The 20,633-nt window shown below is 65.7% G+C and carries 19 protein-coding genes and 1 pseudogene; 10 read left to right on the top strand and 10 right to left on the bottom strand.

Going from position 1 to position 20,633, the window contains the following annotated elements:
* Window position 1: 1 nt before the first annotated feature.
* From H0A72_RS22420 to H0A72_RS07845, 9 genes and pseudogenes are all read right to left on the bottom strand, one after another.
* Window positions 2-1,246 (bottom strand): Tm-1-like ATP-binding domain-containing protein, encoded by a 1,245-nt coding sequence (locus tag H0A72_RS22420; protein ID WP_343060167.1) that lies wholly within the window; start codon window positions 1,244-1,246, stop codon window positions 2-4.
* 459 nt (window positions 1,247-1,705) lie between these two features.
* Window positions 1,706-2,179, bottom strand: a pseudogene (locus tag H0A72_RS22415) (ABC transporter ATP-binding protein); the annotation flags it as partial.
* A 28-nt stretch (window positions 2,180-2,207) separates the two neighbouring features.
* Window positions 2,208-2,996, bottom strand: a complete 789-nt coding sequence (locus H0A72_RS07875) for an ABC transporter ATP-binding protein (RefSeq protein ID WP_180154538.1) — start codon at window positions 2,994-2,996, stop codon at window positions 2,208-2,210.
* A gap of 32 nt (window positions 2,997-3,028) precedes the next feature.
* Window positions 3,029-4,270 carry an ABC transporter substrate-binding protein gene (locus tag H0A72_RS07870; protein WP_180154537.1) on the bottom strand — a complete coding sequence of 414 codons (1,242 nt, stop codon included), beginning with the start codon at window positions 4,268-4,270 and terminating at the stop codon, window positions 3,029-3,031.
* Window positions 4,271-4,314: 44 nt separating this feature from the next.
* On the bottom strand, window positions 4,315-5,427 hold the full coding sequence (locus tag H0A72_RS07865) for a branched-chain amino acid ABC transporter permease (protein WP_180154536.1): 1,113 nt from the start codon (window positions 5,425-5,427) through the stop codon (window positions 4,315-4,317).
* On the bottom strand, window positions 5,424-6,389 hold the full coding sequence (locus tag H0A72_RS07860) for a branched-chain amino acid ABC transporter permease (RefSeq protein ID WP_180154535.1): 966 nt from the start codon (window positions 6,387-6,389) through the stop codon (window positions 5,424-5,426). The genes H0A72_RS07865 and H0A72_RS07860 overlap by 4 nt, the downstream gene beginning before the upstream one ends.
* 2 nt (window positions 6,390-6,391) lie before the next feature.
* Window positions 6,392-7,672, bottom strand: coding sequence for a metal-dependent hydrolase family protein (locus tag H0A72_RS07855; RefSeq protein ID WP_180154534.1), 1,281 nt, complete (start codon window positions 7,670-7,672; stop codon window positions 6,392-6,394).
* Window positions 7,673-7,683: 11 nt separating this feature from the next.
* Complete coding sequence (locus tag H0A72_RS07850; RefSeq protein WP_180154533.1) at window positions 7,684-8,472, bottom strand: alpha/beta fold hydrolase; 789 nt, start codon at window positions 8,470-8,472, stop codon at window positions 7,684-7,686.
* Window positions 8,469-8,687, bottom strand: a complete 219-nt coding sequence (locus H0A72_RS07845) for a hypothetical protein (RefSeq protein WP_180154532.1) — start codon at window positions 8,685-8,687, stop codon at window positions 8,469-8,471. Before H0A72_RS07845 ends, H0A72_RS07850 begins: the two co-directional genes overlap by 4 nt.
* 201 nt (window positions 8,688-8,888) lie before the next feature.
* Between H0A72_RS07845 and H0A72_RS07840 the strand changes: the two genes are divergently transcribed.
* The 8 genes from H0A72_RS07840 (at window position 8,889) to pssA (ending at window position 17,276) form a co-directional block, all read left to right on the top strand.
* The gene (locus H0A72_RS07840) at window positions 8,889-9,539 is read left to right on the top strand and encodes a TetR/AcrR family transcriptional regulator (RefSeq protein ID WP_180154531.1); all 651 of its coding nucleotides are present in this window, start codon (window positions 8,889-8,891) and stop codon (window positions 9,537-9,539) included.
* 100 nt (window positions 9,540-9,639) lie between these two features.
* On the top strand, window positions 9,640-11,958 hold the full coding sequence (locus tag H0A72_RS07835; RefSeq protein ID WP_246436898.1) for a TonB-dependent hemoglobin/transferrin/lactoferrin family receptor: 2,319 nt from the start codon (window positions 9,640-9,642) through the stop codon (window positions 11,956-11,958).
* 62 nt (window positions 11,959-12,020) lie between these two features.
* Entirely contained in the window at window positions 12,021-13,067 is a 1,047-nt protein-coding gene (locus H0A72_RS07830) for a hemin-degrading factor (RefSeq protein WP_180154530.1), read from the top strand.
* Window positions 13,067-13,882 (top strand): heme/hemin ABC transporter substrate-binding protein, encoded by an 816-nt coding sequence (locus tag H0A72_RS07825; RefSeq protein ID WP_425502490.1) that lies wholly within the window; start codon window positions 13,067-13,069, stop codon window positions 13,880-13,882. Before H0A72_RS07830 ends, H0A72_RS07825 begins: the two co-directional genes overlap by 1 nt.
* 10 nt (window positions 13,883-13,892) lie before the next feature.
* Window positions 13,893-14,903, top strand: a complete 1,011-nt coding sequence (locus H0A72_RS07820) for a FecCD family ABC transporter permease (protein WP_180154529.1) — start codon at window positions 13,893-13,895, stop codon at window positions 14,901-14,903.
* Window positions 14,903-15,739: a heme ABC transporter ATP-binding protein gene (locus H0A72_RS07815; RefSeq protein ID WP_180154528.1), complete on the top strand. Its 837-nt coding sequence runs from the start codon at window positions 14,903-14,905 to the stop codon at window positions 15,737-15,739. Before H0A72_RS07820 ends, H0A72_RS07815 begins: the two co-directional genes overlap by 1 nt.
* 60 nt (window positions 15,740-15,799) lie before the next feature.
* The gene (locus tag H0A72_RS07810) at window positions 15,800-16,465 is read left to right on the top strand and encodes a phosphatidylserine decarboxylase (RefSeq protein ID WP_180154527.1); all 666 of its coding nucleotides are present in this window, start codon (window positions 15,800-15,802) and stop codon (window positions 16,463-16,465) included.
* A 4-nt stretch (window positions 16,466-16,469) separates the two neighbouring features.
* Window positions 16,470-17,276, top strand: coding sequence for a CDP-diacylglycerol--serine O-phosphatidyltransferase (gene pssA, locus H0A72_RS07805; RefSeq protein ID WP_180154526.1), 807 nt, complete (start codon window positions 16,470-16,472; stop codon window positions 17,274-17,276).
* A 16-nt stretch (window positions 17,277-17,292) separates the two neighbouring features.
* Here pssA and H0A72_RS07800 read toward each other — a convergent pair whose 3' ends face one another.
* The gene (locus tag H0A72_RS07800; protein ID WP_180154902.1) at window positions 17,293-17,757 is read right to left on the bottom strand and encodes a hypothetical protein; all 465 of its coding nucleotides are present in this window, start codon (window positions 17,755-17,757) and stop codon (window positions 17,293-17,295) included.
* 252 nt (window positions 17,758-18,009) lie between these two features.
* Between H0A72_RS07800 and rpsO the strand changes: the two genes are divergently transcribed.
* Both rpsO and pnp read left to right on the top strand, forming a co-directional pair.
* Window positions 18,010-18,279, top strand: a complete 270-nt coding sequence (gene rpsO, locus H0A72_RS07795; RefSeq protein ID WP_180154525.1) for a 30S ribosomal protein S15 — start codon at window positions 18,010-18,012, stop codon at window positions 18,277-18,279.
* A 92-nt stretch (window positions 18,280-18,371) separates the two neighbouring features.
* On the top strand, window positions 18,372-20,519 hold the full coding sequence (pnp, locus tag H0A72_RS07790) for a polyribonucleotide nucleotidyltransferase (RefSeq protein WP_180154524.1): 2,148 nt from the start codon (window positions 18,372-18,374) through the stop codon (window positions 20,517-20,519).
* The last annotated feature ends 114 nt before the right edge of the window (window positions 20,520-20,633 follow it).

Genomic DNA, 20,633 nt, shown 5'->3' with positions numbered 1-20,633 from the left:
CCTAGCGTTGATATGACGGGCGCGCCGGCGGGCGGATTTCATGGAAGGCCAGCACGAGCGCATCGGCGAAGGCCGGGTCGTTGATGTTGTATGGAAGCCTGATCAGCTTGCGCTGCGGACCTGGCTTGAAGTGTTTTTCTATGGTCGAGAACAGGGCGCGGTCCGCCGCGGGATCGTGAAAGGGCTGGCCGGGGGCGTCGATGGCCGAGACGCCGCCTTCCGGAATCAGGAAGCGGACGGGGCCTTCCATCTGGTTCAGCTTGCCCGCGATGAACTCGCCGATCGCGATGTTCTCTTCCGGCAGCGTGCGCACCAGGGTGACGTTCTCGTTGTGCTGGTAGACGTTGCGCCCCCGGAAGCGCGCGGGCAGGGTGGCCATGGCGTGGAAGTTCGCCATGTCGAGCGCGCCGCAAGACCCGACGTAGGGCAGGCGGCTGCGGATGACGGCATCCATGCGCGTGTCGCCGGCGGAAAAGACGCCGCCCACGATCAGGTCCGCGATTTCCGTCGTCGTGATGTCGATGATGCCGTCGAGCAGGCCCGAATCGGCCAGCATCTCCATCGAGCGGCCGCCCGTGCCCGTGGCATGGAAGACCAGGCAGTCGTAGCCGGACGACAGGGCCCTGGTGACCGCCTGCACGCAGGTCGTGGTGACGCCGAACATGGTGAGCCCGATCGCCGGCTTGGGCTCGTCGGCAAGCCGGACCGGGTTGGCGATCATGCCCGCCAGCGCATGGGCGGCGTTGCCGAGCACCTGCGCGCTGATGCGGTTCAAGCCGGACACGTCGGTAATCGAATACATCATGCAGATGTCCGACTCGCCGACGTAAGGGGCGACGTCGCCCGAGGCGACGGTGGAGACCATGACTTTCGGTATGCCTACCGGAATCGACCGCATGCCCGCCGTGGCCAGCGCCGTGCCGCCCGATCCGCCAGCGGAAATGATGCCGCCCAGGTCGCGGCGGCTGGCCAGGAAGCGCCGGAACGCTTCGGTCATGCCGGCGACGGACGAACCGCGGTCCTTGGTGAATACGGCGGCCTCGCCCTTGGGGTGGAACCGGGCGACTTCACGCGCGCTGATGCCGGCCGGCGACATCGCGCCGCTGGTGGCGAGATCGACGGTGGTCACCCGTATGCCCAGTTTCTCGATGCAGTTGCGCAGATACTGCAATTCGGGGCCTTTGGTGTCGAAGGTGCCGACGACATAGGCGGTCCGGTCGGCGCTCGCCGAACCGATGGGCCTCATGCGGGCGGCCCGTGGAGCGGCCGCCCCGCCGGCCGGGCTCGCGCCGGCATCGGCCTCGCCCGCTTGACGGGGCATCCTGGGCAAAGGCGGGTCTTCATCCTGGTGGGCGCGCCGGACGACCCAGACCGGCTGCCGCGGCGCGTCCCCGCCGCCGGCTTCCGGGCGGGCGGCCGCGTGCGCGCCTTCCGCCGACCCGCCGGCGTACCCTTCTTCTTCGATCGACGAGCGCACGCCCAGCAGCCGTTGCTGGAGCTCGCGGTCGGCGGCCAGTTCGGACGCGGGCAGCATGCGGCTGATGCGGCCGTTGGTCATGACGGCGACGGTGTCCGCGACATCGATCGCAACGCCCAGGTTCTGCTCGATCAGGAGGATCGAGACATCGGTTTCCCTGGACACCGTCTTGAGCATGGACGCCACGTGCTCGACGATGACGGGCGCCAGGCCTTCGGTGGGCTCGTCCATCACCAGCAGCCTCGGGTTGAACAGCAGCGCGCGTCCTATCGCGAGCATCTGCTGTTCGCCGCCCGAGAGCTGGGCGCCGCCGTTGTCCTTTCTTTCGGCCAGGCGCGGAAACAACTGGTAGATGCGGTCCACCGTCCAGTCGCCGCGGTTTGCCGTGCGAGCCGAAAGCCGCAGATGCTCATCGACCGTCAGCGACGGCCATACGCGGCGCCCTTGCGGCACATAGCCTATGCCGGCATGCGTGATGCTGTGCGGCGGGCGGCCCAGCAGTTCCCGTCCGTTCAGCCGGACGCTGCCTCGTGCGGGAATGAGGCCGGTGATGGCATTGCAGACAGAAGTCTTGCCCATGCCGTTCTTGCCGACGATGGCCAGCACATTGCGGTCCACCGTGAACGTGACGCCCTGCACGGCATGCGCCTGCCCGTAATAGACGTCCAGGCCGGATACTTCCAGGAGGGCGCCGCCTTCCATGCGCGCGGCCGCCGCTTGATGCCGCCCGTCAATGCTGGCCATAGCCGTGCTCCCCCATGTAGATGGCCTGGACTTGCGGGTTCTCTTCGATTTCCCGCGGGGTGCCATGGCACAGCACGCGGCCGTTGTGCATGACGGTGACGCGTTCCACCACGTTCAGCGCGATCTCCAGATCGTGCTCGATAATGACGTAGCTCAGGTGCTGCGGCAACGCCCGCAGCAGGGCGACCAGCTCTTTGCGTTCGGCGGGCGACAGGCCGGCGGCCGGTTCGTCGAACAGGATCAGCCGCGGGGATCCGGCCAGCGCCATGCCGATCTCCAGCTGCCGCTGCTGGCCGTGCGAGAGCTCGGAAACCATGGTGTCGGCCAGATGGCTCAGGCGGATGTGGTCCAGCAGTTGCGCCGCCGAAACATTGCTCGCGTCGTCGTGCGCCGGGCGCAGGAAGCTGAACCTGCCGCGCGTGACGCCGCGCACGGCCAGGAAAAGATTGTCGCGGACCGTGAGGTCACGGAACAGCAGGGAGGACTGGTAGGTGCGCCGCAGGCCGCGCCGTATGCGCTCCTGCGGCGGGAACGGCGTGACGTCTTCGCCGAACAGCAGCACGCGGCCGCTGCTCGGGAAAAAGTCGCCGGTGATGGCATTGAACAAAGTCGTCTTGCCGGCGCCGTTGGAGCCCAGCACGGCGTAGCGCTGTCCGGCCGCGACGCTGAAGGAGACGTCGTCGATGGCCTTGAGCGCGCCGAAGCTGCGTGATACGCGCTGCAATTCAAGCGCATTGCCGGACTGGAAGCCGGAGCCGGGTGGAGAGTTGGTCATGGTTCAATGCCGTGTCGGAGGATGGCGAAGGATTATTTGCATTCGGGATTCGTGCGCGTGCCGAAGCCCATCTTGGCGAATTCTTCCTTGCTCAGCCCCAGCGTCTGCGTGACGTTCGCCGTGACCTTCACCACCCGGTTGTACAGCGCGCCGTTGTCCCCCTTGGCGACCTCCGTCAGGAAGATATTCGCCACGCCGTTTCGGTTTTCGTCCAGCTTGACCGGGCCGGTGGGGGTTTGCACGGTCATGGTCGCCAACTGCTGGCCGAGCTTGCCGACGTCGCCGTTCACCGCGTCCAGGCCGGTCAGGACCGCCTTGGTGTTGACGTAATAGGCGTGCGCGAACAGGCCCGGCGTCGGATAGGCGTTGTCGAACTTGGCGTCGCGATAGGCCTGGACGAATTTCTTCCATTCCGGATCGTCCCAGTTGTCGGCGGTGGGCCCCGCCGCCGGCGTGCCGACCAGCGCATCGCGCCGCTTGCCCTTGTAGCTGAGCACGGTCTGGTCCACCGTGATGGAGCCGCCGATGAAGGGCTTGTTGCCGCCGGACTGCTCGTATTGCGAGAAGAAGTTGACGGCGTCGGACCCGCCCAGGGCGACGTAGATGGCATCGACGTCCGAAGGCAGCTTGGCGATGACCGAGGAGTAGTCCTTGGTGCCCAGGGGCACCCACTGCTTGTCGGTCACCTTGCCCCCGGCCTTGCAGTATTCGATCATGAAGCCTTGAACCTGGGCGTAGGGGAAGGAATAGTCTTCCGCGACGACCGCCACTTTCTTGTAGCCCTTGTCGTTGTAAACATAAGAGCCCAGGCCCGCCGACCATTGGGCGCCGTCGGTCGAGAAGCGGTAGAAGTTGCTGGCGGGATCCTTCAGCGTGGTCTCCTGCGCGGCCGAGGACCCGTTCACGAAGACCACGTTCGGCTGGGTCTTGGCATAGTCCTTGACGGCGATACCTTCGGAGCCGGACAGCGGGCCGATCAGGATGGCCACCTTGTCCTGCTCGACCAGCTTGCGGGCCGCATTGACGGCCGTGTCCGGCTGCCCGGTCGACGAGGCGCGGATCACCTCGATCTTTTTTCCTCCGGCCGTGAAGTTGTGCTGCCGCATGGCGAGCTCCATGCCGCGCATGCCGTCCTGGCCGGAAACGGTCAGCGCGCCCTCCAGCGTCGCCAGAACCCCTATCTTCAGTGTCTCCTGGGCTTGCGCCGCGGCGCCCATGCCCGCCAGCGCAAGGGCCAGAACGGTGCCGCAGTGGCGGATCTTCGTCGATTTCATGTTGTGTCTCCGGATGTCGTGATGATTGAACTCGGTCCTTCACCCTATTGTTTCCGGGCCGGGCGAAGCAGGCCACGTACGCGGTGCCAGAGGCCCAGCAGGCCGTCGGGCGAGAAAACCAGTATCAGCAGGAAGGCGCCTCCGATGATCAGGTTGAAGCGCTCGCGGTCTATCATGTCGATCGCGAAGTTCTGCAGGAGCACGAAGGCGAGCGCTCCGATGAACGCGCCCAGCGGGTGGCGCAGGCCGCCGATGACGGCGATGATGAGGATGTTGATGAGGGCCGAGGTGCCGATGGTGCCCGGCGAAATGCGCGCGTTGTACCAGACCAGCAGCACGCCGCCGATGCCGGCCAGCAGGCCGGCGAAGGCGTGGGCCGCCACGCGGTGGGCGGCCACGTTGAAGCCCAGGGCGCGCATCCGCCGGGCATTGTCGCGCGTGCCCTGCAGGGCGATGCCGAACGGCGTACGCACGATGTACTTGACCGCGGCGTAGGACAGCAGGGCGAAGAACAGGGACAGATAGTAGAAAGGCACGGGATCGCGCAGGTCGAGCGTTCCGAACCGGGGCGGGAATATGCTCGAGAAGCCCTGGAAGCCGTTGAACACGGTGTAGTTCTGCTGGGCGAGGTAGAACATGGCCACGCCGATGGCCAGGGTGATCATGATAGTGTAGATGCCGTCCGTGCGCACCGACACGATGCCGATCAGCGTCGCCGTGCCGACGGCCAGCAGCACGGCCAGCAGGGATGCCAGCCACCAGGGCCATTCCATGCTGATCTGGCTGACGGCCGAATGCCCGAATATGGCCATGACGTAGCCCGCGATGCCCGCGACCGTCATCTGCGACAGGCTGACCATGCCGCCGTATCCGGCCAGGAAGGCCAGCGAGAGCGCGATGATGCCCAGGATGAGCGATTGCGCGCCGATCTGGAAGGTGAAGAAGCTGGACGCGACCGCGGGGTAGGCGAGCAGGGCCGCCAGGACGACGGCATATCGCAGCAGCTTGCCGCCGGCCCAGGCGGGCCGGCTCGCCTCCGGTGCGGCGGCCCGCGGCCGCGCGGCGGGCGCGAAAGACGGCGGCTTCGCGGGGGATGGGCCCTTGTTCGCCGCGGAGCCGCCCGTGCTCACGGCATGCCGCCATTTGTTCGCGCTCATGCTTTTTTCCCCATGATGCCTTGGGGGCGCAATGCCAGCACGACCACCATGATGATGAACGTGAACACGACGCCGTAGGTGGGCGCGTAGGCCATGCCCATGGTTTCCGCGACGCCGATGAGCAGGGCGCCGATCACGGCCCCCGTGATGCTGCCCATGCCGCCGACGATGACGACGATTAGCGAGGCGAGCAGGTAGCGCACGTCTTCGCCGGGGGCGATGGAAAGCGCCGTGCCGCCGATCACGCCGGCCGCCCCGGCCAGGCCCGCACCCAGGGCGAAGGTGACGGCGAAGACGCGCTGCACGTTGACGCCGCTGGCCGACAGCATGCGCTTGTCGTCCACGCCCGCCCGTATCATGGCGCCGATGCGCGTGCGGTTCAGGAACAGCCATAGCGCGACGCCGATCACGACCGCGACCAGCAGGACCAGCAGCCGGAAGGCGGGATAGGCGTTGATGACAGGCATGGGCACCGGGAACTGCGTCCACTCGGGCGGGTCGAACTGATAGGTGTCGCCGCCCCATATCCACATGTAGAGATCGGCCAGGACGATGGAAAGCCCGATGGTGACGAGCGTCTGCCTGAGCTCCTGGCCGTCCATGTAGCGGAAGACGAAAACCTGGAGCAGCAGGCCGGTCAGCGCCACGGAGACAAAGCCGGCGACCAGGGCGGCAAACCAGGAGCCGGTCAGGTCGCCCACGCTATAGCCTATGTATCCTCCCAGCAGGAACAAGGACCCGTGCGCCAGGTTGACGTTGCGCATGAGGCCGAAAATGAGGGTGAAGCCGCTGGCCACGAGGAAATAGAGGGCGGCGAGCGTGAGCCCGTTCATGAGCGTCAGGATGAAAAGGCGAGCGTTGCTCGCCAGCGCCGCGATGCCCAGCGCCAGCAGGGGCAGGCCGATCAGCAGCCAGGCGATCAGCGCCCGGCGGCGGGGACGTTTCCACTTGCTCGCGTCCATGGTCAGGCCCAGCGCGTCATGTTGCGGCCGCCCTGGATCTCGGGCTTTTTGTGGAACTCGCCGTCTTTCATCACCGCGAGGATGCGCGCGGGGTCCTGCAGGACGCGGATGTCGGACAGCGGATCGCCGTCGACCAGGATCATATCGGCGAGGTAGCCTTCCTTGACCTGGCCCAGCTCCTGCGGGCGCAGCATGATCTCGCCGCCGAGCCGCGTGGCGCTCAGCAGGGCCTCCATGGCCGAGAAGCCCAGATACTTGACGAAATATTCAAGATCCTGGGCATTGGTCGCATGCTTGATCCAGGCAAAGCCGTAGTCGCCTCCCGGCAATATGCGGACCCCGCGCTTATGCATTTTCTTCAGCGACTCGATCGCGGTTTCCAGTTCGCGGTGATAGCCCATGGATTCCGCGATGGCCGGCGTGATGCCGTATTCCGACGCGTGGTAGCTGGTGTTCACGAGCCAGGCCAGCCCGGGAGCGACGAAAATTCTGTGGCGGTTGGCCTCGAGCATGTCCAGCGCCTCGTCGTCCGTGAAGCTGGCGTGGTAGATGATGTCGATGCCGTGGCGTATGCATTGCTTGATGGATTCGCATGAACGGGCATGGGCGGCGACCCGCCGGCCGTTCTTGTGCGCTTCTTCGACCAGCGCGGCGATTTCGGCGTCCGTGAACGGGGTGGTCTCGGCCGGCATGCCGGCGATGTACTCGCCGGACAGATTGATTTTCAGCGTGTCCACGCCGTACTTGATGTAGGTGCGCGCGGCGCGGCGCATTTCGTCCGCGCCGGTCACGACGCAGCCGAAGCTGAGCTCCGGAAAGGGCAGGTGAGGGCGGGATTCATCGCCCAGGCCGCCGATGGTGGTGATTTCCTGGCTAGCCGCCAGATAGCGCGGCCCCGGGAACTCCCCGGCGTTGATGGCGTTGCGCAGCACCACGTCCAGCCGGGCCTTGGCGGTGGCCGCGCCCACACAGGACGTCCAGCCCATTTCCAGATAGCGTTTGGCGACCCGCACGCACCACAGGATGTGTTCTTCGGGCGGCATCATCTGGATGGCGGTCAGCGAGGGCTGATCGTTCCAGGAAAAGTGCGTGTGGGCTTCGGTCATGCCGGGCATCAGAAAGGCGCCCGCGCCGTCGATCAGGGTGGCGTCGCCGCCCTGGAAAGAGCGCGCCGAACGCGCGACCCGGGTGATCCGCTTGCCTTCGACCAGGACTTCGCCGTGGTAGGGCTGCGCGCCCGAGCCGTCGAAAATGCGGACATTGGTGAATAAGGTGTTGGCCATGCTGCCGTCCTTTACTGAAAGCGACCGGAATAGAAGTCCTTGAGATCGCGCATGCAGTCGTGCGCGCGTTCGAATGTGGTCCAGTGCCCGCACTGCGAATACACGACGCTGCGGCTGCCGGGCAGGCGGTCGGCGATGGCGCGCACCGCCTGCGGCGGCGCCACTCCGTCCTGGTCGCCCGTCACCAGCAGGACGGGGCATTCGATGGCGTCGATGGCCGGCGCCTGCGCGTTGGCCAGTGCGTCGCAGCAGCGCGCATAGCCTTGGGCGTCCTGGCGCATGATGCTTTCCCGGACCAGCGCCGCGACCGCCGGCTGCTCGCGCCGCGTGGTGGCGGAAACGGCCGTGGCGACGATGGCGTCGGCGATCTCCTGCATGCCTTTCACCCCTTCGTTGCGCGCCTTGTCGGCCCGGGCACGTATGTTGGGGCGCGCCGCCTCGGGCGGGCACAGCAAGGGGCCGAATAGGGCCAGGCTTCTTGCCAGCCCGGGCCGCGTCGCGGCGATGTGGAAGCATACGATGGTGCCGAGCGAATGGCCGAGGAAGTGCGCGCGGGCAATGCCCAGCCTCCCGCAGGCCTGGACGATGCGCTCGGCGATGTTCTCGATGGAAAGCTCGCCGCCGACGCCGGCCGAGCGTGCGCTGCCGGGCAGGTCGAAGCGGACCAGCCGGAAATTGGCCAGCGCGGGCTCGACCGGCGTCCAGTTGTTGGATGAGCCGCCAAGGCCGTGCAGGCACACGATGGGCTCGCCTTCGCCGGTGATTTCCACGGCCATGCCCTCGATGAATTGTGTCGTCATTTGAGTGGGTGCTCCGGGATGCCGGGGTGGTGGACTGCGGTGCGCGGGGCACCGGTGTTTTCCGGGCGAGCGGGGGCATTCGTGCCCATGCCGGCGCCGGCGGGTGCGCCGCTGGCGGCATGGCGGCGGGTGCCGGCTTGCGGCCCGGCCGCGGCATCCATCGGCGGCGGGCCGGCGTGGCGCGCACCGCCCCGCGAGAAGGTGGCGATCTTCACGGTTTTGTCTCCTCGCCCGATGAAACCTTGGGGTTTTCTGCAATGCGTCGGGCGCTTGTGGGTATTTTTATTTACTATATTAAGACATGAGACTCAAAATGAGACTGCTGTCTTAAAAGTCGATTTGATTCTATGGATCCTTTTGAGTATGGTCAAGCAATTTTTTGACTTTTATCAAGAATAAGAAAAGGGAACAGGTATATGAGATACGTCGTCACCGCAGTGCCCAAGGCGCCCGCGAGCGGGCCGCGCGCCCGGACCTATGCGGCGCTGCTGCAGGCCGCCATGGAACTGATCCGCACGGGCGTCATGCCGTCCGTCGCGCAGGTGGCGGCGCGCGCCGACGTGTCGCGCGCCACCGCGTATCGCTATTTCCCGAGCCGCAGCAAATTGATCGCCGCGGTCGTCGACGCATCCTTGGGCCCGGTGCGCACCACGGCTTCGCGGCACGAGAGCGCCCGCGAGCGAGTCATGGAACTGTTCGATCACACCTTTCCCCGGTTCAAGGAATACGAAACCGAAATGCGCGCCGCGCTGCAGCTCGCCCTGGAGCACCGGGCGCTGGAGCGCGCCGGCTTGCTGGACGAAGAGCCCTACCGGCGGGGCCACCGCGTGAAGATACTTGCGCAGGCTCTGCTGCCGTTCGAGAACCAGATCCCCAAGCCCTTGATCCGCCGCCTGCACAAGGCGCTGTCCACCATCTATGGATACGAAGCCTACGTGGTGCTGAAAGACATCTGGAACGCCTCCGACCGCGAGGTGGAATCGACGGTGCGCTGGATGGCCACGGCGCTGATAGACGCCACATTGGCGGAAGCGGCGAAGCAAGCGGGCGGAAAACAACAGAGCTGATTCCCGTTGAATCTTGATCTACATCATTTTTAATTGCAAAAGATAATAGGAATGGTTATCATTTTCCCCTTTAATACACTCTTACAAATAGGCAAGAAAAATGGGGAAATCGATTTTTTGGTGGAGTGGCGTCTTCATGGCGGTGGCGGCCGCCCAGGCGGGCGCGCAATCGGGGAGCGCCGGAGCGGCAGGCGGCGTTCAACAGCTGAGCCCCCTCACCGTGCAGGGCCAGAAACTGGAAACCGAGCTGCCCGAGGGGGCCTCCATCATTACCCGGCAGGAACTGGACGACCGGTCCATCACCAGCTGGGAGGACTTCTCCAGGCGCGCCGAGCCGGGCGTGAACTTCAACGCCAACAACAAGAGCGTGAACATCCGCGGCATGGACCAGGACCGCGTCGTGACGCGGATCGACGGCATCCGCCTGCCCTGGCTGAATGACGGCGCGCGCGGCGAGAAGGGCGGCCTGGACATGCTGAACTTCAACACGCTGTCCGCCATTGACGTGGTGCGCGCGAACGGCGCGGTCCAGTCGGGCTCGCTGGTCGGGTACCTGGATCTGCGCACCTTGTCGCCGGGTGACCTGCTGGCGCCCGGCAAGGATTTCGGCGCGCTGCTCAAGACCGGCTACGACGGCACCGACAACAGCTGGGGCGCGGACGCCGCCCTGGCGGGCCGGCTGGGGCAGGGCACGAGCTGGCTGCTGCAGGCCGGGCACCGCAAGGGCCACGAGCGCGAGAACATGGGCGAGGTCGGCGGCTACGGCCCCAACCGCGAACAGGCCAACCCCGAGACCTACAAGCAGAACAACTTCATGCTGAAGCTCCAGCATGCCCTGACGGAAGAGCATCGGCTCACCCTGAGCGGCGAGCATTTCGAGCGCAAGTCGGACATCGACAACATGCGCGAACAGAACACCTCCACCTATTCCATCGGCAACAACAGCACCCGCAAAGAGCTGAGCCGGCAGCGTGTGCTGCTGGGCTACGACTACGAAGCCCGCGCGGAGCGCGCCGCCGTCCAGCGCGGCGAGGTCAAGCTCTATTGGCAGCGCAGCTACCTGGACGGTGTCCAGGAAGCCTTCCGCAACATGGACGGCCGGGGCAGGTCGCCCGTGGGCGCGGCCTACGGCTATGGCTATCCTTACGGGGAATACCGCCGCGACAACAACGTCGAGGAATCCGGCGTGGGCGCCCTGACGCAATGGAGCGGCTTCCTGCGGTCGGCGTCCGTCCAGCACCACTGGGCGGCAGGGGCGGAATGGTACGGCAGCAAGAACAAGCAGGACTCCTCGGGGTTCGACAACTGCCCCGCGGATCTCCGGCCGGTGCCCGCCTCCGTCTCGGGGATGTTCGGGCCGCGCAGCTGCGACCTGCTGCATACCAACCAGGCCGACGTGGCCAATTCGAAGGGCCAGCAATGGGCGTTGTGGGCCCAGGACGAAATCTCCTGGAGCGACGGGAAATACGCGCTGACTCCGGCCTTGCGCTTCGATTCCTACAAGCACAAGCCCCAGTCCAGCGCCGCCTATGACAGCAACCCGAACGCCAGCGTTACCGAACTGGGCTCGGCCAGCGGCCAGCGCCTGTCGCCCTCCCTGCTCGCCACCTACAAGCCGGCGCAGGACCTGTCTTTCTATGCCCGGTACGGCTATGGGTACAAAGCGCCCACCGCCACGCAGCTCTACATGAACTACGGGGCGCCGGGAACGTATCTGCGCACGGGCAATCCCAATCTCGAGGCGGAAATCAGCCGCGGATGGGAACTGGGCATGGACGTCGGCAATCGCGACCTGGGCGGACGCCTCAGCGTGTTCGACAACCGCTACAAGAACTTCATCGATCAGGAAGTGCCCCTCAATCCGAATTCGCCCGAATGGAACCCGGCCTGGACGGGCCTCTACCCGATGGGGGTCACCGCCTATGCGAACCGCGCCCGCGTGCGCATCTACGGTGCGGAGCTGAGCGGCCACTGGAGCATCGATCAGAACTGGTACACCTGGGCCGCGCTTGCCTGGGCCCATGGCCGCGACCAGGATACCGGCCGCTATCTGAATTCCGTCGCGCCCTTGAAGGCTACGCTGGCGCTGGGCTACCGGACGGAAGGCTGGGGCGCGGAAGCCTTGGCGTCGTTCGCCAAGCGCCGCACGCAAGTGGAATATGCGGCGCCGGACGTCGTGCCGGGCACCAGTGTTTCGGATTTCGAGGCGCCCGGATACGGCGTGCTGGATCTGAACGCCTGGTGGAAGCCGGCCGCCGTCAAGGGCCTGCGCCTGCAGGCGGGGGTATACAACGTGTTTGACCGCAAGCATTGGAATGCGCTGAACGTGCCGCGCGCAGGCGGCCGGGACGCCGCGCCCATCGACAGCTATACCGAGCCGGGGCGCAGCCTGCGCGTATCCTTGACCTATCAATATTGATAGAATCAAGAATCAATCTTATTGTCGATATAATTAACTTTTACTTAAAGGAGTCCCTGGTCATGACGCATCCCTTCGAAGGCAAGGCGGCGGCGCTGCGCGAACGCTACGCCGAGCTCAAGGCGCAACATCCCAAGATGCGCATCCGCAATGTGGCCGAGTCGATGCAGGTTTCCGAAATGGAACTCGTCGCCGCCGGCTGCGGTGCCATCCAGTCCATCTTGCTGAAGGAGCCGCCCCAGGCGATATTCAAGGAACTCGGCAGCCTGGGCCGAGTCATGGCGCTGACGCGCAATGATTGGTGCGTGCATGAACGGCACGGCGTCTATGAAGACATCCGCGCCGGCAATACCATGGGCATCGTGCTGGGTCCCGACATCGACTTGCGCATGTTCTTCAGCGATTGGAAGTTCACCTTCGCCGTCAACGACGACGGCCGGCAAAGCCTGCAGTTCTTCGACAAGGCGGGCAATGCCATCCACAAGGTGTACATCACCGATGAATCGGACCGGGCGGCCTACGACGCGCTGGTCCAGAAGTACACGGATCCCGATCCGGCCTGGCCCCAGACCGAAGCGCCGGCACAGGAAGAGGACACCACGCTGCCCGAAATGCCGGCCGCCATGCGGGCCGACTGGCTGGCGATGGAAGACACGCACGAGTTCTTCGGCCTGCTGCGCAAGCATAATGTGTCGCGCCTGACGGCCTTGCGCGGCATCGGCTCCGATCTTGCCCAGCAGGTGGACAACGGCCTGGCGGAGCGCGTGCTGGAAGACGTCGCGGCACGGGACATCTCCTTTATGTGCTTCGTGGGCAACCGCGGCATGGTCCAGATCCATTCCGGGCCGGTCAAGAAGCTGATGCGCAGCGGCCCCTGGTTCAACGTGCTCGAGCCGCACTTCAACCTGCATCTGGACACCACCGCCATCGTGTCCAGCTGGATCGTCAACCGGCCGACCAAGGACGGCTGGGTGACCTCGCTGGAATGCTACGCCGAAAACGGCGATCTCATCGTCCAGTTCTTCGGTGCCCGCAAGCCCGGCGTGCCGGAGCTCGCCAGCTGGCGCGAACTGTTGGTCGGCTATTGTTCCGAACCTCTGGCGGCGTAATGATGTGGCGGTGTCTACTGGCGCTTTGCATCCTGGTCTCTGGGCCGGTGCATGCCGCGGCCGAACGCATCGTCACCCTGGGCGGCAGCGTCACCGAAATCGTCTACGACCTGGGGCAGGGGCAGCGCCTAGTCGCTGACGACGAGTCCAGCATGTATCCCGAAGCGGCCAGGCAGCTGCCCCGCGTGGGCTATTACCGCTCCGTGCCCGTCGAAGGCGTGCTGGCCATGCGGCCGGACCTAGTCCTGGCTTCCGAGAACGCCGGGCCGCCCCAGGCGCTGGAGCGCCTGAAAGCGCTGGGCGTCGCCCTGACCCCGGTGTCCGACAAGCCCACCATCGATTCCCTGTATGCGCGCATACAGGAGATCGCGGCGGCGCTGCAGGTTCCCGAACGGGGCCGCGAACTGGCGGAGCGCGTGCGCGCGGACGTGGCCGCCGCCCAGGCGCAGCCTTCCACGCCGCGCCGGGCCGTCGTCCTGGTCAACCGGACGGGGCCGCTGCTCGGGGCGGGCGGCAATACCGCCGCCGGCGCCGTCCTGGGGCTGGCCGGGCTGACGAACGCGCTTGCGCAGCAGGCGGGCTACAAGCCGGTATCGGCCGAAGGCCTGGCCATGCTCGCGCCCGACATGATCATCGTCACCGAAGCCTCCGTAAAGGCCGCCGGCGGCATGGACAAGCTCGTCGGCAATCCGGCCGTCGCCGCGACGCCGGCGGCGCGCGCAGGGCGGGTCGTCGCCATGAACGACCTGCTCATCCTGGGAATCGGCCCGCGGGTGGGCGAAGCCATACGATCGCTGAAAGCAGCGGCGCGCTAGGAGGCCCGACATGCTGTCCGAATCGCGCAAGCTGGCTCCCCAGCCCATCCTGCTCATCCTGCTGCTGTGCCTCGCGCTGGCCATGCTCGCCGCCAGCGCCAGCGGCGCCGTCTACATTCCCTGGAGCAGTTTCCCCCGCCTGCTCTGGGGCAGCTTGTCGCCCGGCGAAGACCTCCTGCATCGCGTGCTGATGGACATCCGGCTGCCCAGGGTGCTGTTCAGCACGGTCGCCGGGGCGGCCCTGGCGGCCACGGGCGTGACCATGCAGGCGCTGTTCCGGAATCCGCTGGCCGAACCCGGCCTGGTGGGGATTTCCGCCGGCGCCGCGCTCGGGGCCGTGTCCGCGATCGTCATGACGGCGGGGGGCTTCCTGACCGTCGCCGGCTTCGCTTTCCTGGGCAGCCTGGCGGCGACCTTTCTTGCCTATTCGATCGGCCGGCGCTATAGCGGCGTGGCGGGCCTGCTGCTGGCCGGCATCGCCATCAACACGATCGCCGGCAGCGCCATCGGCGTGTTCACCTATCTGGCCGACGATGCCCAGCTGCGCGACCTGACCTTCTGGAACATGGGCAGCCTGGCGGGGGCGAACTGGTCCACGCTGGCCTGGCTGGGGCCCTGGACCCTGCTGCTGATGGCGTATCTGTGCGGGCAATGGCGGGTGCTGAACGCCTTGCTGCTGGGCGAGCGCGAAGCCGCCCACCTGGGATTCGAGCTGGCGGTCGTCCGGCGCCGCCTCATCGTGGTCACCGCCCTGGTCATCGGCCCGCTGGTGGCGGTCACCGGCGGCATAGGGTTCATCGGCCTGGTGGTGCCCCATCTGATACGCATGCTGCTGGGGGCGCATCACCGCTATCTCATGCCGGCCTCCATGGTGGCCGGCGGCTTGCTGCTGACGCTGGCGGATTGGCTGGCGCGCCTGCTGGTGAGCCCTGCGGAACTGCCCATCGGGCTGGTCACCAGCCTCGTCGGCGGCCCGTTTTTCTTCTTTCTGCTTGCCCGGGGCCGGGCTGGAAGCCATTGATGGACACCCTTACGGAAAACCGCCGGGACGACGAATTCGCGGCGGCCGAGATCGTTCTGCGGCGCCGCCGCAGCCATGTGCTGGACCGGGCCACCCTGTGCATCCGGCCCGGAGAAGTGGTGAGCCTGCTCGGGGCGAACGGGGCGGGGAAGTCCACTTTCCTGTCCATCCTGGCCGGCGAGCTCGAGGCCGACGAGGCCCGCGACGGGCATGCCGGCGTGATGCTCAACGGCTCCGCCCTGGCGGCGCTTTCCGCGGCGCGGCAGGCGCGCACCCGCAGCGTGCTGCCGCAAAAGCCGGCGCTGTCCTTCGACCTGGACGTCGGCGAGGTCGTCGCGATGGGCGCCTATCCCTTTCCGGGCCTTTCCGCCTCGGAGGTCGACGCAGCCGTGCGCGCCGCGCTGCAGCGCGCGGGCATCGAGCATCTGGGGTCGCGCCGCTATCTCGAACTTTCGGGCGGCGAGCAGCAGCGGGTCCAGTTCGCCCGTGTGCTGCTGCAGGTGCTCGCGCAGCGGCGCGCCGATCCGCGGGGCCGCTACATGCTGCTGGATGAACCGACCGCCAGCCTGGATCCGCTGCATCAGCGCACGCTGCTCGAAACGCTGCGGCAGCTGGCGCGCGAAGAAGGCGTCGGCATCCTGGTGATCATCCACGACGTCAACCTGGCGGCGCTCTGGAGCGATCGCATCGCCCTGCTGGTGAATGGCAGGATACTTGCTTGCGATGCGCCCGCCAGAGTGCTGACGCAGGAAAATCTGGATGCGGTATACGGCGTGGATGTGCACGTGATGGCGCACCCGCTGCATCCCGACAAGCCGCTGGTCGTGTTCGGCTGACCGCGCGGCTGGCGCTCTGTGCTATAAAGCCGGCACTTTTCGGTTATCCTTCGGCTTAAGATGAATAAACCTCCCTATCCCCATCCCATTATCGCCCGCGAAGGGTGGCCGTTCCTGGCCGGCATCGTGCTGATATCCCTCCTCGTCAGCCTGTGGTCCGGGCCGGCCTCCATTCCGTTCTGGATACTGTCGGTCTTCGTGCTGCAGTTCTTCCGCGACCCGGGGCGGGTCGCGCCCGCGGGGGAACTGAACGTCCTGTCGCCCGCCGACGGGCGCGTCGTCGCGGTGGAGGAAGTGCGCGATGCCTATGCCGACCGCGAGGCGCTGAAGATCAGCGTGTTCATGAACGTATTCAACGTGCATTCGAACCGTTCCCCGGTGAACGGAACGGTGCGTCACATCAGCTATTTCCCGGGCAGCTTCGTCAATGCGGCCCTGGACAAGGCATCGCTCGAAAACGAGCGCAACGCCATGGTCCTGGACACCGAGCATGGGCATGTGGTCACCGCGGTCCAGGTGGCGGGCCTGGTCGCCAAGCGCATTCTTTGTTATGCAAAGCAGGGCGATCGGTTGTATGCTGGGCAGCGTTACGGCTTCATACGTTTCGGTTCGCGTGTCGATGTCTATCTGCCGCTTGGCGCCCGCCCGCGCGTCGCCATCGGCGACAAGGTCCAGGCAACCAGCACGGTACTTGCTGAGCTGCCGGACACCACCGTCAAGCCATAGAACTATGCCCAACTTCTCCATGGATGAAACCCGCCGGCGTCGCAGCATCTATCTGCTTCCCAATGCGTTCACCACCGCCAATCTGTTCGCCGGCTTCTATGCCGTCGTGCAGGCCATGAACGGCCAATTCGAAATGGCCGCCATCGCGATCTTCGTGGCCATGGTGTTCGACGGCATGGACGGCCGGGTGGCGCGCCTGACCAATACCCAGTCGGCTTTCGGCGAGCAGTACGATTCGCTGTCCGACATGGCCTCTTTCGGCATCGCGCCCGCGCTGGTCATGTACGAATGGGCCCTGCGGGACCTGGGCCGCTGGGGCTGGCTGGCGGCCTTCATCTATGTGGTGGGCGCCGCCCTCAGGCTGGCCCGCTTCAACACCAACATAGGCGTGATCGACAAGCGTTTCTTCCAGGGCCTGCCCAGCCCCTCGGCGGCCGCCCTGGTGGCGGGCTTCGTGTGGCTGGCGGTCGACAACAAATTCCTGCTCGATCCCGAAACCATACGCTGGCTGGCATTCGTGTTCACGGTGTATGCCGGCGTCGCCATGGTGACCAGCGCGCCGTTTTACAGCGGCAAGACCTTCGCCCTCGGCCGCAGCGTTCCGTTCTGGGTGATCCTGCTGGTGGTGGCGGCTTTCGTCTTCGTTTCCAGCGATCCGCCCGTCGTCCTCTTCGGCCTGTTCGTGGTCTACGGCCTGTCGGGCTGGTTCATCATGCTTTGGCGCTGGCGGCGCGCGCGCCAGCTGACCCGCATGCGCAGCGAAGCCGAAGCCCCGCGCGATGCGGGCCCTACGCCTCCTCCGGCGGTCTGACTGGCGGTCCGGCGGCCTACCAGAAGGTTCCGGGCTCGATCGGGTCGAACATGGGGTCGGGCCCCGCGTGGTGGCGGGTGACCCGCCGGCCGTCAGCCCCGAAATAAACGTACATCAGCGAATTCCACACCCCGTCCTGCTTGTAGCGGTAGCTCCAGACCACCTGGCGGGCGCCGGGCAGGCCGATCAGCGAGACTTCCGCCGGCGGGCCGAATTCGCAGCGGACCTGCTCGGGCGTCCAGGAGCCGGTGTCCAGGGCGCGGAAGCGGGCGTCGGTCAGGGCCGGGACGATGCGGTCGATTTTCCCGCTGGCGTCGGCGACGGCCGTCCAGGCGTATTGGCCGTAGGGCTGCTGGGTCCAGATCAGCCTTTGTCCGCCCTGGCCGACGGGGCAGGAGTAATCGGCCTTGCCGTAGCGGGCCTCGACGTCCTGCAAGGAGGCGCCGGGCGGCGTGTCCGACATATTGGCGCAGGCCGACATCAGGCCGGCCGCCGCCAGGGCGACCGCCACCCGGGTCAGGCCGCGCGCGCCCGGGAGCCGGGCTCCGGCCGGGGAGTATGGTGCATGTGGGCTCATGGGATCTCGCTTTCCGGTATAATGCCAGCTTCCCAAGCCGATGCCGGTGCCGCGACACCAGCGCGCCTTGGGGGAAATAGTCTGAATAATTGTAGTTTGTTTAATCATCTCACGTCAGGGCACCTCGGCTCTGTCGCTAGTCAAAGAGGCTGAATAATGTCTGTTGCCGACATCAAGAAATCTGAAATCGTTGCACAATTTCAACGTGCGCAAGGTGATACGGGTTCGCCCGAAGTGCAGGTCGCGCTGCTTACCGCGCGCATCAATGAACTGACCGACCACTTCAAGGCGCACATCAAAGACCACCACTCGCGTCGTGGCCTGCTGCGCATGGTCAGCCGTCGCCGGAAATTGCTGGACTACCTGAAAGGCCGCAACCCTGATTCGTATCGCGCACTGATCGAAAAGCTCGGTCTGCGTAAGTGATCACCGGGGCTGGCTCCCCACGATGTGCAACCGTGGACGCCGCGATGTATTTCGCGGTGTGCACGGTTTTTTTATTGTAAGGATAATCCCTAATGTTTAATAAAGTGAGCAAATCGTTTCAGTACGGCGAGCACACGGTGGTTCTGGAAACTGGCGAGATTGCTCGCCAGGCCTCCGGCGCCGTACTGGTTTCGATTGAAGATACTGTCGTGCTCGCCACGGTGGTGGCGGCCAAGAATGCCAAGCCCGGCCAGGACTTCTTCCCCCTGACCGTCGACTATGTCGAAAAAACCTATGCGGCCGGCCGCATTCCCGGCGGCTTTTTCAAGCGCGAAGGCAAGCCGTCCGAAAAAGAAACCCTTACCTCGCGCCTCATCGACCGCCCCTTGCGGCCGCTGTTCCCCGAAGGCTTCTACAACGAGGTCCAGGTCATCATCCACACGGTTTCGGTCAATCCCGAAATCGATCCCGACATGGCCGCGATGATCGGCGCGTCGGCGGCGCTGGCGATTTCCGGCATTCCCTTCGATGGGCCCATCGGCGCCGCGCGCGTCGGCTATGTCGACGGTCAATACGTATTGAACCCGACCAGCACGCAATTGAAGCAGTCGGCCATGGACCTGGTGGTCGCCGGCACCGAAGCCGCCGTGCTGATGGTCGAATCCGAAGCCAAGGAGCTTTCCGAAGACATTATGCTGGGCGGCGTGGTGTTCGGCCATGAGCAGATGCAGGCCGTCATCAACGCCATACACGACCTGGTCGCCGAGGCCGGCAAGCCCGAATGGGACTGGCAGCCCGCGCCCAAGAACGAAGCGCTGGTCACGGCGGTCGTGTCGGCCGCGCAGGAAGAGCTGCAAGCTGCCTACCAGATACGGCAGAAGCAGGACCGCACGGCCAAGCTGCGCGAAGCCTATGCCAACGTCAAGGCCAAGCTGGCCGAACATGCCGCCGCCAAGGGCGAAGAAGCGCCCGACGGCGTCGAGGTCGACAACATCATGTTCGACCTCGAATCCCGCATCGTGCGCGGCCAGATCCTGAACGGCGAACCGCGCATCGACGGCCGGGACACCCGCACGGTGCGCCCCATCAGCGTGCGGCTGGGCGTGCTGCCCCGCGCGCACGGTTCGGCCTTGTTCACCCGCGGCGAAACCCAGGCGCTGGTGGTGGCCACGCTGGGCACCAAGCAGGACGAGCAAATCATCGATTCCATCATGGGCGAGCACCGCGACCGCTTCATGCTGCACTACAACATGCCACCCTTCGCAACCGGCGAAACAGGCCGCTTCGGCGTGCCCAAGCGCCGCGAAATCGGCCATGGCCGCCTGGCGAAGCGTGCGCTGGCATCGCTGCTGCCGGCGCCCGAGGATTTCCAATACACCATACGCGTGGTGTCCGAAATCACCGAATCCAACGGCTCTTCCTCCATGGCGTCCGTTTGCGGCGGCTCGCTGGCCATGATGGACGCCGGCGTGCCGATCAAGGATCACGTGGCGGGCGTGGCCATGGGCCTGATCAAGGACGGCGGCAAGTTCGCGGTGCTGACCGACATCCTGGGCGATGAAGACCACCTGGGCGACATGGACTTCAAGGTCGCCGGAACCGTCCAGGGCATCACCGCCCTGCAAATGGACATCAAGATCCAGGGCATCACCAAGGAGATCATGCAGGTCGCCCTGGCGCAGGCCAAGGAAGGACGCCTGCACATCCTGGGCAAGATGAAAGAAGCGATCGAAGGCTCGCGCAACGAGCTTTCCGAATTCGCGCCGCGCATGCTCAGCATCAAGATCAACCCCGAGAAGATCCGCGACGTCATCGGCAAGGGCGGCGCGACCATCCGCGCCCTGACGGAAGAAACCGGCACCCAGATCGACATCAACGACGACGGCACCATCACGATCTCCAGCGCCGACCTGGACAAGGCGCGCGAAGCCGAGCGCCGCATCAAGGAGCTCACGGCCGACGTCGAAGTGGGCCAGGAGTACGAAGGCCCGGTCCTGCGCCTGCTGGACTTCGGCGCCATCGTGCAGGTGCTGCCGGGCCGCGACGGCCTGCTGCACATTTCCGAGATCGCGAACTATCGCATCGCCAACATCAATGACGTGCTGAAGGTCGGCCAGATGGTGCGCATCAAGGTCATCGAGGCCGATGACAAGGGCCGTCTGCGTCTGTCGATGAAGAGCATAGGCGGCATCGAGGCGCAGGGCGGTCCTCAGGGGCCGATCGCCTCGGGCGACGAGTGATCATCGCGCCGTTGTAGCAAACGGGTCGCAGTGAAAGAGGGCATTGCCTTGGCGGGCAATGCCCTTTGTTATGGGCGCTGCGGCCCGGGACGGCTGTGGTTTGCCGGCGCCTGG

This window comes from Parapusillimonas granuli (assembly GCF_013416525.1).
Lineage (GTDB): Bacteria > Pseudomonadota > Gammaproteobacteria > Burkholderiales > Burkholderiaceae_B > Parapusillimonas > Parapusillimonas granuli.
This window is presented reverse-complemented; position numbering and strand designations above follow the sequence as displayed.

Excerpts from the sequence above, each read along its gene's own strand:
- H0A72_RS22420 (WP_343060167.1), bottom strand. The coding sequence starts at position 1,246 with ATGAGGCCCATCGGTTCGGCGAGCGCCGACCGGACCGCCTATGTCGTC.
- H0A72_RS07875 (WP_180154538.1), bottom strand. The coding sequence starts at position 2,996 with ATGACCAACTCTCCACCCGGCTCCGGCTTCCAGTCCGGCAATGCGCTT.
- H0A72_RS07870 (WP_180154537.1), bottom strand. The coding sequence starts at position 4,270 with ATGAAATCGACGAAGATCCGCCACTGCGGCACCGTTCTGGCCCTTGCG.
- H0A72_RS07865 (WP_180154536.1), bottom strand. The coding sequence starts at position 5,427 with ATGAGCGCGAACAAATGGCGGCATGCCGTGAGCACGGGCGGCTCCGCG.
- H0A72_RS07860 (WP_180154535.1), bottom strand. The coding sequence starts at position 6,389 with ATGGACGCGAGCAAGTGGAAACGTCCCCGCCGCCGGGCGCTGATCGCC.
- H0A72_RS07855 (WP_180154534.1), bottom strand. The coding sequence starts at position 7,672 with ATGGCCAACACCTTATTCACCAATGTCCGCATTTTCGACGGCTCGGGC.
- H0A72_RS07850 (WP_180154533.1), bottom strand. The coding sequence starts at position 8,472 with ATGACGACACAATTCATCGAGGGCATGGCCGTGGAAATCACCGGCGAA.
- H0A72_RS07840 (WP_180154531.1), top strand. The coding sequence starts at position 8,889 with ATGAGATACGTCGTCACCGCAGTGCCCAAGGCGCCCGCGAGCGGGCCG.
- H0A72_RS07835 (WP_246436898.1), top strand. The coding sequence starts at position 9,640 with ATGGGGAAATCGATTTTTTGGTGGAGTGGCGTCTTCATGGCGGTGGCG.
- H0A72_RS07830 (WP_180154530.1), top strand. The coding sequence starts at position 12,021 with ATGACGCATCCCTTCGAAGGCAAGGCGGCGGCGCTGCGCGAACGCTAC.
- H0A72_RS07825 (WP_425502490.1), top strand. The coding sequence starts at position 13,067 with ATGATGTGGCGGTGTCTACTGGCGCTTTGCATCCTGGTCTCTGGGCCG.
- H0A72_RS07820 (WP_180154529.1), top strand. The coding sequence starts at position 13,893 with ATGCTGTCCGAATCGCGCAAGCTGGCTCCCCAGCCCATCCTGCTCATC.
- H0A72_RS07815 (WP_180154528.1), top strand. The coding sequence starts at position 14,903 with ATGGACACCCTTACGGAAAACCGCCGGGACGACGAATTCGCGGCGGCC.
- H0A72_RS07810 (WP_180154527.1), top strand. The coding sequence starts at position 15,800 with ATGAATAAACCTCCCTATCCCCATCCCATTATCGCCCGCGAAGGGTGG.
- pssA (WP_180154526.1), top strand. The coding sequence starts at position 16,470 with ATGCCCAACTTCTCCATGGATGAAACCCGCCGGCGTCGCAGCATCTAT.
- H0A72_RS07800 (WP_180154902.1), bottom strand. The coding sequence starts at position 17,757 with ATGTCGGCCTGCGCCAATATGTCGGACACGCCGCCCGGCGCCTCCTTG.
- rpsO (WP_180154525.1), top strand. The coding sequence starts at position 18,010 with ATGTCTGTTGCCGACATCAAGAAATCTGAAATCGTTGCACAATTTCAA.
- pnp (WP_180154524.1), top strand. The coding sequence starts at position 18,372 with ATGTTTAATAAAGTGAGCAAATCGTTTCAGTACGGCGAGCACACGGTG.